10 protein-coding genes are annotated in these 14065 nt (G+C 72.6%); 5 read left to right on the plus strand and 5 right to left on the minus strand.

The annotated features are described in order from the left end of the window. The first annotated feature begins 10 nt into the window (after nucleotides 1-10). The 3 genes from ACIPRD_RS10835 (at nucleotide 11) to ACIPRD_RS10845 (ending at nucleotide 7000) form a co-directional block, all read left to right on the plus strand. Nucleotides 11-3256, plus strand: coding sequence for a TIM-barrel domain-containing protein (locus tag ACIPRD_RS10835; protein ID WP_401562148.1), 3246 nt, complete (start codon nucleotides 11-13; stop codon nucleotides 3254-3256). Nucleotides 3257-3844: 588 nt separating this feature from the next. Then, the gene (locus tag ACIPRD_RS10840; protein ID WP_356402717.1) at nucleotides 3845-5389 is read left to right on the plus strand and encodes an AMP-binding protein; all 1545 of its coding nucleotides are present in this window, start codon (nucleotides 3845-3847) and stop codon (nucleotides 5387-5389) included. A gap of 417 nt (nucleotides 5390-5806) precedes the next feature. After that, nucleotides 5807-7000 carry a PP2C family protein-serine/threonine phosphatase gene (locus tag ACIPRD_RS10845; RefSeq protein ID WP_356402719.1) on the plus strand — a complete coding sequence of 398 codons (1194 nt, stop codon included), beginning with the start codon at nucleotides 5807-5809 and terminating at the stop codon, nucleotides 6998-7000. A gap of 44 nt (nucleotides 7001-7044) precedes the next feature. Here the strand turns inward: ACIPRD_RS10845 and ACIPRD_RS10850 are convergent, their stop codons facing one another. Beyond that, nucleotides 7045-7593 (minus strand): TetR/AcrR family transcriptional regulator, encoded by a 549-nt coding sequence (locus ACIPRD_RS10850; RefSeq protein ID WP_401562150.1) that lies wholly within the window; start codon nucleotides 7591-7593, stop codon nucleotides 7045-7047. 201 nt (nucleotides 7594-7794) lie between these two features. On the opposite strand from ACIPRD_RS10850, the gene ACIPRD_RS10855 reads away from it, so the two are divergent. Next, complete coding sequence (locus ACIPRD_RS10855; RefSeq protein WP_401562152.1) at nucleotides 7795-8637, plus strand: oxidoreductase; 843 nt, start codon at nucleotides 7795-7797, stop codon at nucleotides 8635-8637. A gap of 35 nt (nucleotides 8638-8672) precedes the next feature. After that, nucleotides 8673-9113, plus strand: a complete 441-nt coding sequence (locus tag ACIPRD_RS10860; RefSeq protein WP_401562153.1) for a carboxymuconolactone decarboxylase family protein — start codon at nucleotides 8673-8675, stop codon at nucleotides 9111-9113. Nucleotides 9114-9195: 82 nt separating this feature from the next. Here ACIPRD_RS10860 and ACIPRD_RS10865 read toward each other — a convergent pair whose 3' ends face one another. The 4 genes from ACIPRD_RS10865 to ACIPRD_RS10880 all read right to left on the minus strand — a co-directional run bounded on the left by ACIPRD_RS10865 (nucleotide 9196) and on the right by ACIPRD_RS10880 (nucleotide 13849). After that, on the minus strand, nucleotides 9196-10206 hold the full coding sequence (locus ACIPRD_RS10865; protein WP_401562155.1) for an aldo/keto reductase: 1011 nt from the start codon (nucleotides 10204-10206) through the stop codon (nucleotides 9196-9198). Between the two features lie 108 nt (nucleotides 10207-10314). Then, the gene (locus ACIPRD_RS10870; protein ID WP_401562156.1) at nucleotides 10315-11136 is read right to left on the minus strand and encodes an aldo/keto reductase; all 822 of its coding nucleotides are present in this window, start codon (nucleotides 11134-11136) and stop codon (nucleotides 10315-10317) included. Nucleotides 11137-11342: 206 nt separating this feature from the next. After that, on the minus strand, nucleotides 11343-12335 hold the full coding sequence (locus ACIPRD_RS10875; RefSeq protein WP_401562158.1) for a phosphotriesterase: 993 nt from the start codon (nucleotides 12333-12335) through the stop codon (nucleotides 11343-11345). Beyond that, the gene (locus tag ACIPRD_RS10880; RefSeq protein ID WP_356402732.1) at nucleotides 12335-13849 is read right to left on the minus strand and encodes a long-chain fatty acid--CoA ligase; all 1515 of its coding nucleotides are present in this window, start codon (nucleotides 13847-13849) and stop codon (nucleotides 12335-12337) included. The genes ACIPRD_RS10875 and ACIPRD_RS10880 overlap by 1 nt, the downstream gene beginning before the upstream one ends. Between the last annotated feature and the right edge of the window lie 216 nt (nucleotides 13850-14065).

Raw genomic sequence — 14065 nt, forward strand, 5'->3', positions numbered from 1 at the left:
CGTCGGCCTGATGCTGGCCTGTACGACCGTGGCACTCGGTCTGGCCTGCGCCGATGTGGCGTCCGCGGGCTCACCGGGCGCCCGGCCGGCCCGTCCCGCGACGGTGACCCTGTCCGACGCCAGGTTCGAGGTGCTGTCACCGACCCTGATCCGTACCGAGTACTCCGGGGACGGACGTTTCGAGGACAGGCCCACGTTCGACGCGATCGGCCGGAGCGCCTTCACCTCACCGCCCGCCTACACCTCGTCCGTCGAGAACGGCGTCCTGACCATCACCACCAGCGCGCTGACCCTCCGGTACCAGGTGGGTTCCGGACCGTTCGACGCGCACAACCTGACCGTACGGCTCACCGCGGGCGACACCCCCGTGACGGCGGCGCCCTGGCAGCGCTCCTCGTGCACGGCCGGGGCGCTGTGCGAGGCGGAGGACCAGGCGTACGACGGGGCCGGAATCGCCGTGGACCACACGGGTTTCACCGGCAAGGGCTTCCTCGCCGGCTTCGAGGTCGACAACAACTCCCTGTCCACCGACGTGCGGGCGCCCGCGGCGGGCACGTACGACTTCGCCGTGCGCTACGCGAACGCGGTCGGCAGCGACGGCCGGCACGAGACGCGCACCCTGAGCCTCGCGGTCGACGGGGGCGCGGAACAGAAGGTGAGCCTGCCGCAGACGGCCGACTGGAACTCCTGGGCGGTGGCCCGCGTGCCGTTGCGGGTCGGAGAAGGACCGCACACGGTGAGGCTGCGCCACGCGGCCGGTGACTCGGGGAGCGTCAACGTCGACAGCGTGGCCCTGCTCGGATCCGGGGCGGCGTATCCGTCCAGGGCGCAGACGGCGCTGCCCGGCTGCCGGTTCGGCACGAGCTGCGAGGCCGAGGACGCCTCGGCGGCGGGTTCCGCGGTGACGGCCACCGACCACCGGGGGTACTCGGGCGCCGGGTTCAGGGCCGAGCTCAATCAGGGTGCCCAGCTCTCGGACCAGGTCGTGGGGGTGCCCCAGGACGGCACCTATCTGCTGCACCTGCGCTACGCCAACGGCACGGGCGGCGACGGTCTGCACCGGTCGCGTGACGTGACCGTGCACACCGGGGGCGGTGCGGACCGCACCCTTTCCCTGCCGCCGACCGACGACTGGGACACCTGGAAGTCGGCCGCCGTACCGGTGGAGTTGAAGGCGGGCACCGACCGCGTCACCCTCGGCTGCCCGGAGTCCGTCAGCTGCCATGTCAACGTGGACACCCTGGCCCTCACCTCCGCCTCGGACGCCGCGCCCCCGCCGCACCTCGCTCTGGGCGGCTACCGGCGCAGTCTCGACGGGTTCGACGGCGAGGGCGGCGCGACGCCCCGGACCGCGCCCGGGCTGCTGCACCGCGACGGCTGGTACCTGCTCGACGACACGACGTCCGCGGTGTACGACGCCGGTGCGGGGAAGGCCACTTCCCGGCCGTCCCACGGCGGGCTGCCCTACAGGGACGGCTACCTCTTCGGCTTCGGGCACGACTACCGGCGGGGCCTCGGCGATCTCGCCACGCTGACCGGACCTCCGCAGCTGCTGCCCCGCTGGGCCTACGGCGTCTGGTACTCCGAGTACATCGACCGCACCGCGAGCGACTACGAGAACACCGTCGTGCCCGGGTTCCGTGCCGCCGGGGTGCCCCTGGACGTACTCGTCACGGACACCGACTTCAAGTCCCCCAACACCTGGTCGGGATGGAACTTCGACCCGGCCAAGTTCCCCGACCCCAAGGGCTTCTTCGACTGGTCCGCGGCGCAGGGCCTGCACAACACGCTGAACGTGCACCCGAGCATCCTGGACTCCGACCCCCGGTTCGCGCAGGCGCAGGCGACGGCCAAGGGCAGGCTGAAGAAGGGCGGTTGCGCGTCCGACGGCGGCGCCGAATGCTACACCTTCGACTTCGGGGACCCCGACCAGCTCGCCGCCTACCTGGCGCTCCACCGGCCGATGGACGCGGCCGGCAACGACTTCTGGTGGCTCGACTGGTGCTGTGACGCGTCGCGGTCCTCACAGGCCGGAGTCACCCCGGACGCCTGGATCAACCAGAAGTACGCCGACCTCACCGCGGAGACGGCCGGACGGGGATTCGTCCTGTCACGCGCCTACGGATCGCTCCAGGCGGGCGGTTACAGCGGTGGCGTCGGTCTGCCCACCGGGCCCTGGGCGGACAAGCGCTCCACGCTCCACTTCACCGGCGACACCGCGTCCACGTGGGGCACGCTGCGCGCCGAGGTCGGCTACACGCCGGGCGAGTCCGCCGCGACCGGCATGTCGGCCATCAGCCATGACATCGGCGGCCACAACGACGGGTTCGGCATCCCGGGCGCGGAGACCTACACGTCCGGCGGCACCTCCCGCCGCACCACGAAGCTGCCCGACGACCTGTACGCGCGCTGGGTGCAGTTCGGCACCTTCCAGCCCGTCGACCGCCTCCACAGCAACCACAGCGACCGGCTCCCGTGGCAGTACGGCACGGACGCGCGGAAGTCCGCCGAGAAGTTCCTCTCGCTGCGCGAGGAACTGGTGCCCTACACCTACACCCTGGCCCAGCAGGCCGCGACCACGGGAGTCCCCGTCGTACGGCCGCTCTACCTGGACTTCCCCGAGGAGGAGACCGCCTACAGCCGGTCCGGCAGCGAGTACCTGTACGGCCCCGACCTCCTGGTGGCGCCGGTCACCACGCCGGGCGCCACGGCCACCACGTCGGTGTGGTTCCCGCCGGGGCGCTGGACGGACTACTTCACCGGGCAGACGTACACGGCAGGCGCCGGCGGAGCCGCCTTCGACGTGTCGAGCACCCTGGACACCATGCCGGTCTTCGTCCGCGCGGGCGGCCTGGTCGTCACCCGGACCGGCGACACCACCGGCGGCGCGGACAGCCCGCTGTCCGAGGCCGGGGTCACGGTCGGCACCGGGGCGCCGGGGGCGTTCACCCTCTACGAGGACGACGGGGTGAGCCCGGTCTCCGGGCGGGCGGCCACCACGCGGATCCGCTACACCGAGCACCGCGGCGAGCACCGGGTGCGGATCGCGCCGGCCAAGGGCTCCTTCCGGGGGCAGACGGCACGGCGCCGGTGGACCGTCACCTTCCGCGGAGCGGATCACGCTCCGGCCCAGGTGACCGCCGGCGGCACGCGCCTGAAGGCGTCGGCCTGGCAGTGGGACGCGAGTACGCATGTCCTGCGCGTGACGCTCCCGGCGTCCGGCATCCGTCAGCCGGTGACCGTCGGCTACCGGTAGGAGACCGGCGCAACGGCACATGCGGGGGCCCGCGTCACCGGCCGGTGACGCGGGCCCTCTCGCACCCCGCGACTCCGGCGGGACTGAACTTCGCGCCGTCCGGGCGCCATTGGCGTCGAGAAGCCCCCTCTCCCCCTCGGATCCACGGCCCGAGCATCGCGCCGCGACGGTGCCACTCAGGGCCGGCGAAGGACCGCACGCGTCCGCGGGCTTCGGCGATGTCGGGCCACGCGCTTCGAACGCCGCGACCTCGGCCTGGGGCTGATTCTCGCCAGAGAGCGGATACGGGCGCGTATGCCTCTTCCGTCGCCGGTGACGGGGGTGCACCGGTCCGGGGGCGGTTGCCGGGCACGGAGCGATTGGCCGGTTTTCGACGTTTCGCCGTCACCGGATTGGTGCTGTCCGAGCCCGACGACCTACAGTCGATCTTGGTTGGCCTAGGCAACCTTTACCCGTGTATAGGCCACCGATCGTGGAGCCGAGGCGGCGCGACCCGAGGTCGTGCGGCGCCCTCCTCCCGTCCCCCCACAAGTACAGCCACGACGCGCCGGCATGCCATCGACGTGCGCCGGCCCAGGAGGACCACAGATGCCCGACGTCGCCCCACGCTTCCGAAGCCATGTGGAGGACATCCTCGACGCGCTGCGGGAGAACCCCGGCCGCGAGGCACTGGTGCACGGCGAGAGCCGTGTCACCGCAGGAGAGTTGCGCGACCTGACGTACCGGATGGCGTGGGCCATGCAGGCGCAGGGGATCGAGCGCGGACAGACCGTCACGCTGCTCAGCGGCAACCTGCCCGAGGCGTTCGCCGTCCGGTTCGCCGCCAACCTGATCGGCGCTCAGGTCAACCACCTGTACAGCAAGCTGTCCGCCGACGTGCAGGCCGCCATCGTCGAGGACGTGGAGACCCGGGCACTCGTGGTCGATCCGCGGCTCGCCGCCCGGGCCGCGGAGATCGCCGAGGCCGTACCGGTGAAGTCGGTGCTGTCGCTGGGCCCGTGCGCCGGAGCCGAGGACCTCGTGGCGCTCGCCGCCGTCCAGTCCGGCGAGCCCTTCCCGAGCCTGGCGGAGCCGGACGGCATATGCGGCATCCGCCACACCGGCGGCACCACCGGCCACCCGAAGGGCATCTGCACCACCTACCGCCAGGTGCAGGAGATGCGGTCCGTACGTCCGGTCGGCAGCGACGAGGCCGGGGCGCCCCGCCAGCTCGTCGCCACCACGATCGCCCACGCTGCCGGACTGCTCGCCGACGCCGTGCTGGAGACCGGCGGCACGGTCGTCATGCTCGACGACTTCGAGCCGGGCGAGGTGCTGGCCACCATCGGGCGCGAGCGCATCTCCCACCTGTGGCTGCTGCCGCCCCTGCTCTACCAGCTGCTCGACCACCCGGACATGGAGCACACCGACACCTCCGGACTGCGCCAGATCCTGTACGGCGGCTGCCAGTCCTCCCCCGCGCGGATCGCCGACGCCGTACGCCGCCTCGGCCCGGTCCTGATGCAGGGGTACGGCCAGAACGAGGGCGGCCTGATCAGCGTCCTGCCCCAGAGCGACCACGACCCGGACGACCCGGCGCGGCTGCGCACCGCCGGACGGATCCTGCCCGGCGTCGAGGTGGAGATCCGGGACGAGGACGGCAACGTCCTGCCGAACGGCGAGCACGGCGAGATCTGCGTGCGCTCCGCGATGGTCATGCAGGGCTACTGGAAGCAGCCGGGGCTGACCGCGGAGGTCCTCCAGGACGGCTGGCTGCACACCGGTGACGTCGGTTTCCGCGACGACGCGGGCTACCTCACCGTGGTGGACCGCCTCAAGGACATGATCGTCGTGGTGGGCGGCCACGTGTACACCACCGAGCTCGAGGATCTGCTCAACAGCCACCCGGACGTCCTGCAGAGCGCCGTCTTCGGTGTGCGCGACGAGGACCGCATGGAGCAGGTGCACGCCGCCGTCCTGCTCGCCCCCGGCGCCACGGCCGGCGCCGACGAGCTGCGGGCGATGGTACGCGCGGAGCGCGGGGCGATGTACGAGCCCGCCCGCATCACCTTCCCGTCCGAACTGCCTCTCACCGACGTGGGCAAGCCCGACAAGAAGGAGCTGCGCCGCCGCGCCGCGGCCCCCGCGGGCTGATCCCGCGCCGTCCCGCCGCGCCGCCCCGTCCCGGACCACGGATCCGGGGTGGGGCGGCGCGGCGATGACGTCACCGGGCCGCCCGTGGCGCTGCCGTACGGCGGCCCCGATCGTGCCCGCCGGGCGGTGAAGGGGCGGTGCGACGGCGAAGCGCGGGCAGGCCGGTGTCCGGCGGAACATGCCGACCGGTGGAGCAATCACCGGCGTGCCGGGCGGCCGGGTACCAGGCTGGTGCTCTTGTCGAGAGGCCAGGTGACAGGAGTTCCGTGTGCCGAGCCCGCCCAGGCCGAAGCGTCAGGCATGTCGTGCGCCGGTTGCCGCGCCCCACGGCACGGTCGCGTCCGGCACGGCGGCCGGCGGGTGTCCGGCGGTTCACCGCGCGTCCGTGAGGACGGTTCGCACCTCCGGGGGCGGCGGGTGAGGCGCGAGCGTGACGGTGCGGGCCAGGAGGGCGATCTGGCCGCGCGGACCCATCTGCCCACGCCCCCGGCGTGGATGCGCTGGCTCCCGGTGCTCTTCGTCGCGGGCGTGCTGGCGCTCGAACCCCTCACGCCGGTCGACTGGCCGGTGAGCTTCGTGCTCGTCGCGCTGCCGCTGGTGGCCGCGTTCGCGCACGGCCCGGCCGTCGTCGCGGGCGCCACCGTCGGGGCGATCGTGCTGGAGGGGGTGCTCGCGGGCACCCCGTGCTGCGCGGGCCGCCCCGTCGGCTACCTGTGGGACCGCCACTATGTGGCCTCCTATGTGTGCACCGCCCTGGTGGGCGCGCTCGGCACGGTGATCGCGGCCCACCGGACACGCCGTGAACGCACGCTCGCCGACGTGCGTTTCGTGGCCGAGGTCGCCCAGCGCGTGCTGCTCAAACCGGTGCCGCACCGGCTCGGCGACCTCGCGCTGGAGAGCCTGTACCTCGCCGCCGCGGCCGAGGCCCGCATCGGCGGCGACCTCTACGAGGCCGTCCTCACCCGGTACGGCGTACGGCTCGTCATCGGTGACGTACGCGGCAAGGGGCTGCTGGCCGTCGAGACCGCGGGCGCGATACTCGCCGCGTTCCGCGAGGCCGCGCACGACGAGGCGGAGCTTCCGGGACTGGCGGACCGGGTGGAGCGGAGCATGAGCCGCAGGGCGGCGCAGCTCGGCGGGACCGAGACCGCCGAACGGTTCGTCACCGCCGTCTTCGTCGAGATGCCGCCGGGCGACCACGTCGTACGTGTGGTCAACTGCGGGCATCCGCCGCCGCTGCGCATCCGCCCGGGCGACGTACGCGAACTCGACCGGGGGCGTTCGGGTCCGCCGCTGAACCTCGGGATGCTGGTGCCGGAACCGTTCCGGGCCGACACCTACTCCTTCCACCCCGGCGACGAACTCCTGCTGTACACCGACGGTGTCACCGAGACGCGGGACGCGGGCGGCACGTTCTACCCCCTGGCGGAGCGGCTCGCGTGCTGGGGGCCGCTGGGTCCGCGCCGGCTCCTGGACCGGCTCCACCGCGATCTGCTGGTCTACAGCGGCGACCGCCTCCAGGACGACACCGCCGCGCTGGCCGCCCGCCGCCTCCCCGCGGAGCGGACCGAGCGCGCCGCACGCTCCGCACGGGCCGAACCGGCCGAGTAGCCCGGACCCGCCGGTCGCCCCCCCTGCCCGGCCGGCGGGGAGGCTCAGCCGGCGGCGCCGAAGCCGTTGAGCAGCGCGTCCACGACCAGGTCGGCGGCCTGCGGCGGATCCGTCTCCGGGAAGCGGTGGGCCGCGCTGGAGACGAGCTGGTTCAGCGTCTCCCTGACCCACGGCAGCGGGACGCCGGGGCGCAGCAGCCCCTCGTCGGCGGCGCGCCGCAGGAAGGCGTCCAGCCGGGCGCTCTGCGTCTCGGCCCGCCGGTTGGCCTCGGGGTCCTCCCGCATCATGCGCCGCGTGTCGACGGGCCAGTCCCGACTGACCGGAACGATCCCCTCCACGTAGCGGTGCAGGGCCACGGCGACCGGGGCCTCCGTCAGCCGGGCCTCGTCGAGGACGCGCTCGGCGGCATCGAGCTTCGCCTGGAACACCGCGCTGAGCAGCGCCTCCCGGTTGGCGAAGCGGCGATGGGCGGTGGTGCGGTCGACGCCGGCCGCCGCGGCGATGGCGGACAGCGGTGTGCTCGGGTCTTCGGCCAGCAGTCGGGCCCCGGTGCGCAGGAGTGCGGCGAGGTTGCGGGCGGCGTCGGCTCTCATGATGCGCCCACCCTAGCAAGGAGTCGCACTTCCCCCTTCTTGCACATCTCACACGTGGCACTAGAAATTCTTAGTGCTACATTCCTGTTGCAGATACCGAGGGACGTCCGGGATCCCGACTGTGGACCCGGCGCATGGCTCCCACCTGCCACCGCGCCGCCGGGCGGTCCCGCGGCGCGACACCCGATGAGGAGATGTGTCATGGCAAGAACCTGGATGATCACCGGTGCCTCGCAGGGCCTCGGCCACGCGCTGGCCGTCGCCGCGCTGGAGGCGGGCGACCAAGTGGTGGCGGCCTCCCGCAGGCCCGAGGCGCTCGCCGCGCTGGAGGCGGACCACCCCGGCCGGGTGATGGCGGTCGCGCTCGACGTCACGTCGCCGTCGTCCGCGCGGGACGCGGTCGCGGCGGCCGTGGACCGGTTCGGGTCCCTGGACGTGGTGGTCAACAACGCCGGCTACGCGACCAGCGGCTCGATCGAGCACTTCCCGGAGGACGAGTTCCGCGCGCAGATCGAGGCGAACCTGTTCGGCGTGGTCAACGTGACGCGGGCGGCGCTGCCCGTGCTGCGCGCGCAGCGCTCGGGGCACTTCGTGCAGATCTCCTCGATCGGCGGCCGGGTGGGCGGCACACCGGGCCTGAGCGCCTACCAGACCGCGAAGTTCGGGGTCGCGGGCTTCTCCGAGGTCCTCGCGAACGAGGTGGCCCCGCTGGGTGTCAAGGTGACCGTCGTCGAGCCCGGCGGCATCCGCACCGGCTGGGCGGCGGGCGCCGCGCTGGCGTCCGGTCCGGTCGGGGCCGACTACGAGGAGACGGTCGGCCGGTGGGCGCGGCTGTTCGGCGAGTACAGCGGCAACGAGCCGGGCGACCCCGTCCGGATGGCGCGGGCCGTCGTCGGCGCGGTGGAGGCGCAGGACCCGCCGCGCCGGCTGCTGCTCGGCAGTGACGCCCTGGAGATCGCCCTCAAGGCGGAGGAGGAGCGTACGGCCGAAACGCGGGAGTGGGCCGATGTCAGCCGGTCCACCGATCACGCCGTGACGCTCTGACCCGACCACCCGATCCGGAAGGAAGCACACCACCGATGACCACCGACGAAACGACGACGCCGCCGCCCGCCGGCGAGGGGCGCGGGGCGTACCAGGCCGCGCTGGCCACGGCCGAGCGGTTGCTCGGCAGGTCCCTGGAGCCGTTCCTCGCACCCGTCCCGGGCGAGCCGGCCGCCGGCGAGGACTTCAAGCGCCTCGCCACGACGCACACCTTCGGGGACGCGTGGTCCCGCACCGACGGTCCCCTCGACACGCGGACCCGCGCGCTCGTGTCCGTGACGATCGCGGCGGTCCTCGGCACCCTCGAACCGCTGCGCGGCCAACTGCGGATCGCGCTGAACAACGGCGCCACGCCGGAGGACATTGTCGAGGTCTTCGTACAGATCGAGGCGTACGCGGGCGCCGCCCGGGCCTTCGAGGGCTATCAGGTCGCCCTGGAGGTCTTCCGCGAGGCGGCCGCGGCGCGGAACGAATGACGCGATGCCGTACGGCGGCGCGGCCGTCCCGCGGCACGGGTGCCGGGGCGCGGCCGCCCCGCGGGACGGGTGCAGGGCGGGATCAGCTCAGCGGCAGGGGGGCCGAGCCGGAGACGATCCCCTCTTCCCGCAGCGCCTGCCAGAAGGCCTGCGGCACCGGCCGGCCGAGAGCGCCGAGGTCCTCGGCGATGCGACCGGGGCGGCTGGCGCCCGGGACCACCGCGGCGACCGCCGGGTGCGCCAGGACGAACTGGAGCGCGGCGGACTTGACCGGGATGCCGTGCTCCGCGGCGAGCGCCGTGATGCGCTTCACCTTCTCGACGACGGCCGCGGGCACCTCGCCGTACTCGAAGTGACTGCCGCCGACGAGGACGCCGGAGCTGTAGGGCCCGCCGACGACGATGTCGACGCCCCGCTCGGCGGCCGCGGGCAGCAGCCGCTGGAGGGCACGCTCGTGGTCGAGCAGCGTGTACCGGCCGGCCAGCAGGAAGGCGTCGGGGCGCGGTTCGTCGAGGTCGAGCGTCAGTTCCAGAGGCTCGACCTTGTTGACTCCGAGGCCCCAGGCCTTGATGACGCCTTCCTCGCGCAGCCGGGTGAGGACCCGGAAGGCGCCGGTGCGGGCCTCCTCGTAGCGGCCGATCCATTCGTCGCCGTAGAAGTCCTGGGCCACGGAGTGGACCCAGACGATGTCGAGGCGGTCGGTGCGCAGCCGCTTGAGGCTGTCCTCGATGGAGCGCAGGGTGGCGTCCGCGCCGTAGTCGTTGCGGATCCTGTTCGGCAGGCCGTACTGGAACAGGTTGCCCTTCTCGCCCAGTTCACGGGTGGCCGGCTCCTCGAACTCGTCGAGGATGAGGCGCCCGACCTTGGTCGAGAGCACGTAGTCGGCGCGGTCGTGGCCGGACAGGAATGCGCCCAGACGGGTCTCCGCGAGGCCCGCACCGTACACGGGCGCGGTGTCGAAGTACCGGATGCCCTGGTCCCAGGCGGACCGCAGGGTCGCGTCGGCTTCCTCGTCGGAGAGGGAGCGGAACATGTTGCCCAGGGGGGCCGCGCCGAAGCCGACGGGGCCGGGGAGCAGGTGACGGATGCTCATGACTGGTCTTTCGGGTGGGACGGGTGACGGACCTCGCGGAGCCTGGATCTGGGTCTTCCTTCCGGATCAGGCCGGGCCGGCGATCCGGAAGGAAGACCCTGGGGCTCCCTAGTTCAGGGTGTCCGGGTCGGGGCCGGTGCGCAGGCCGCGGTCGAGGGCGGCGAGGGCGTTCAGGTCCTCGTCGGTCAGCCGGAAGCCGAAGACGTCGAGGTTCTGACGGATGCGGTCGGGCGTGACGGACTTGGGGATCACGACGTTCCCGGTCTGCAGGTGCCAGCGGATCACGATCTGGGCGGGGGTGACGCCGTACCGCTCGGCAAGGGTGAGGACCGGCTCGTCCTTGAGGACAGCGCCCTGCGCCAGCGGGCTCCAGGCCTCGGTGACGATGCCGTGCTCGGCATGGAAGGCGCGCAGCTCGGCCTGCTGGAGGGCGGGGTGCAGCTCGATCTGGTTGACCGCCGGGGTGATGCCGGTGTGGTCCATGAGGCGGCGCAGGTGCGGCACCTGGAAGTTGGAGACGCCGATGGCGCGGGCGCGGCCCTGCGCGAGGATCTCCTCCAGCGCGCGCCAGGTGTCGAGGTACAGGTCACGGGCCGGGGTGGGCCAGTGGATGAGGTACAGGTCGACGTGGTCGAGGCCGAGCTTGTCCAGGGAGGCGTCGAAGGCGGCGAGGGTGCTGTCGTGACCCTGGTCCGCGTTCCACAGCTTGGTGGTGACGAACAGTTCGTCGCGGGCGATCCCGGACTCGGCGATGGCGTTGCCCACGCCGCGCTCGTTGCCGTAGATGGCGGCCGTGTCGATGCTGCGGTAGCCGGCGCGCAGGGCGTGACCGACCGCCTCGCCGGTCGCGTCGTCGGGGACCTGGAAGACGCCGAAGCCGAGCTGCGGCATCCGCACGCCGTTGTTCAGGGTCACGTCGGGGATCGTCATGGGGTACTGCACCTTCCATCGCGGCTGTCGGCTGGCGCACGGCGGCCTGCCGGAAGGCGGGGAACCGGCGTCACGGCAGGTTCCCGCGCCCTCGCACGTCCTCGGACGGAGGCGCGCCGTACGGGTTCCGACACTACTTGCACACGCGGGATACTTGCAAGCGCCCTATAACGGCGTACGCAATGCGGTGATGCGGTCCCGCGCGGTCAGCCGGCGGCTCCGTCCTCGAAGCAGCGGCGGGGTACGTCGACGAGCATGCGGGTGATCTCCTCCTGGGTGACCCCGCGCTTGCGGACGTAGGGCAGCACCTCGTCCTCGATGTGCAGGTAGTGCCACTGGGACAGCAGGGGCATCACCTCGGGGTCGATCCAGTCGATGTAGCAGGAGGCGTCCTGCGAGAGCACCATCCGGTCGGCGAACCCCCTGCGGACCATCTCCACCAGCGTGTCGGCCCGGGCCTCGAAGGTCGTCTCGACGTTGAGGCCGAAGCGGTCCATACCGAGGACGAACCCGGCCTCGGCCAGCTCGGTGAGGTGGTCGACGTCGGTGGTGTCGCCGCTGTGCCCGAGCACGATCCGGCCCGGGTCCACCCCCTCCTCGTCGCACAGCACACGCTTGACGTCCCACCCGGTCCGCGAGCCGGGGTGGGTGTGCACGGTGATCGGCGTGCCGGTCCGCAGGTGCGCCCTGGCCACCGCGCGCATCACCCGCTCCACCCCCGGGGTCGGTCCCTGGTGGTCGATGGCGCACTTGAGCAGCCCGGCCTTCACACCGGTGCCGGCGATGCCCTCCTCGATGTCGCCGACGAACATGTCGACCATCGGGTCGGGCACGTCCGTGCCCGCGACGGCGTTCAGTGCCGGTCCGCGGTGGTGGAAGAAGAGCGGCACCTCGGTGTGGGTGTAACACCCGGTCGCCACGATGATGTTGAGCTCGGGCAGCTGCTCGGCGACGCGCTGGATCCGGGGTATGTAGCGGCCCAGGCCGATCACCGTCGGGTCGACGACGGTGCGCACGCCCTGCGCGGCGAGCGCGCCGAGTTTGGCCACGGCGTCGGCGATCCGGACGTCCTCGTCGCCCCACTCCTCCGGATGGTTCAGCTGCACGTCGGGGGTGAGGATGAAGACGTGTTCGTGCATGTACGTCCGTCCCAGTGCGGACGTCTCCACCGGACCCCGGACAGTCTCCACCACAGCCATCAGCGCAGCTCCTTCTTGAGGATCTTTCCGGTCGGTCCCTTGGGCAGCTCCTGGAGCACCCGGACCTCGCGGGGGTACTTGTAGGCGGCCAGACGTTCCTTGCAGTGGGCGATCAGTTCCTCGGGCGCGGCCTGCCGTCCCGGATGGAAGCTGACCACCGCGACGACCTCCTCGCCGAGCCTGTCGTCGGGGCGTCCGATCACCGCGGCCTCGGCGACGGCGGGATGGCCGTAGAGGACCTCCTCGATCTCGCGGGGGTAGACGTTGTAGCCGCCCCGGATGACGAGGTCCTTCTTCCGGTCGACGACGAAGAGGTAGCCGTCCTCGTCGGCGTAGCCGAGGTCACCGGTGTGGAACCAGCCGCCCCGCATCGCCTCGGCCGTGGCCTCGGGGTTCTTGTAGTAGCCCTTCAGCACGTTGTGCCCGCGGACCACGATCTCGCCGACGTGCCGGGGACCGGGCGGCAGCGGCTTGTCGTCGGGGTCGACCACACGCACCTGCACCCCCCACACCGGCTTGCCGACGGAGAGCACCTTGCGCCGCTCGGCGCTGATGTTGAAGGTGGCGGTGCTCGCGGTCTCCGACAGACCGTAGCCCTCCAGGATCACGACGCCGGGGAACCTCTCCTCGAAGGCCCGGATCACCTCGCCCGGCATGGCGGCGCCGCCGGACACGCCGACGCGCAGCGAGGACAGGTCCCGGTCCCGGCCCGCCGCCTCCAGGAGCGCGACGTACATGGTGGGCACGGCCGGGAAGACGGTCACGCGGTGCCGCTCGACGGCGTCGACGACCGCGCCGGGCTCGAAGCGCGGCACCAGCACCAGGGTCGTGCCGAAGCGCACCGCGGTGTTGAGGACGCTGGACAGGCCGAAGACATGGAACAGCGGCAGGACGGCGAGGGTGACGTCGTCGTCCGCGAAACCGAGCAGCTCCCCGGACACGGCACAGTTCATGTAGAGCTGGAAGTGTGTCAGCTCCGCACCCTTGGGCCTGCCCGTGGTACCGCTGGTGTACAGCAGTACGGCCGTCTCGTCCGCGTCGGTCGGGACGATGTCGGGGGCCTCGGCCGGGGCCAGCAGTTCCGCGAACTCCTCGGTGCCCTCGGGACGTCCGCCTCCGCCGAGGTCGACGACGTACGTCGCGACGCCCGGCACCGCGCTCGCACCCCGGTGCGCCTCCTCGGCGAACGGCTCACCGGTGATCAGCACCCGGGCGTCGCTGTTCTCCAGGTGGTAGGCCACCTCGGGCGCCCGCAGCAGCGGGTTCAGCGGGACCATGACCAGGCCCGCCCGCATCGCGCCGAAATAGGCGAGGAGGAACTGCGGCACGTTGGGCAGCTGCACGGCCACCTTCGCGCCGCGTTCGAGGCCGAGGGCGAGCAGGTTGCCGGCCACCCGGCCCGCCATCTCCTCGACCTGGGCATAGGTCAGGGTGGTGTCACCGAGGACGACACAGGGCTTGCCGGGGTCGGCGAGCGCCGACTCGTGCAGCATCGTGGCGAGGTTGAAGCTCACAGCGGCTCCTGGGGACCGGGGCGCGGGCCCCTATCCATACCGCCCGGTCGGTACGGGGTCAAGGGGTCGCGCACGGAGTGAGGGCCGGCTGTTCGCGGACGCTGGTGGGCCGGGCACGGGGTGAGGATCTGCCGTTCGCGGACGCTGGTGGGCCGGGCACGGGATGAGGATCTGCCGTCCGCGGACGCTGGCGGGCCGGGCACGGAGTGAGGGGCG

The organism is Streptomyces sp. NPDC090108, from assembly GCF_044747185.1.
In the GTDB taxonomy this organism is placed as follows: domain Bacteria; phylum Actinomycetota; class Actinomycetes; order Streptomycetales; family Streptomycetaceae; genus Streptomyces.

What these genes read in the sequence shown, in the direction of transcription:
- ACIPRD_RS10835 (WP_401562148.1), top strand. Translation starts at nt 11, where the DNA reads ATGCTGGCCTGTACGACCGTGGCACTCGGTCTGGCCTGCGCCGATGTG.
- ACIPRD_RS10840 (WP_356402717.1), top strand. Translation starts at nt 3,845, where the DNA reads ATGCCCGACGTCGCCCCACGCTTCCGAAGCCATGTGGAGGACATCCTC.
- ACIPRD_RS10850 (WP_401562150.1), bottom strand. Translation starts at nt 7,593, where the DNA reads ATGAGAGCCGACGCCGCCCGCAACCTCGCCGCACTCCTGCGCACCGGG.
- ACIPRD_RS10855 (WP_401562152.1), top strand. Translation starts at nt 7,795, where the DNA reads ATGGCAAGAACCTGGATGATCACCGGTGCCTCGCAGGGCCTCGGCCAC.
- ACIPRD_RS10860 (WP_401562153.1), top strand. Translation starts at nt 8,673, where the DNA reads ATGACCACCGACGAAACGACGACGCCGCCGCCCGCCGGCGAGGGGCGC.
- ACIPRD_RS10865 (WP_401562155.1), bottom strand. Translation starts at nt 10,206, where the DNA reads ATGAGCATCCGTCACCTGCTCCCCGGCCCCGTCGGCTTCGGCGCGGCC.
- ACIPRD_RS10870 (WP_401562156.1), bottom strand. Translation starts at nt 11,136, where the DNA reads ATGACGATCCCCGACGTGACCCTGAACAACGGCGTGCGGATGCCGCAG.
- ACIPRD_RS10875 (WP_401562158.1), bottom strand. Translation starts at nt 12,335, where the DNA reads ATGGCTGTGGTGGAGACTGTCCGGGGTCCGGTGGAGACGTCCGCACTG.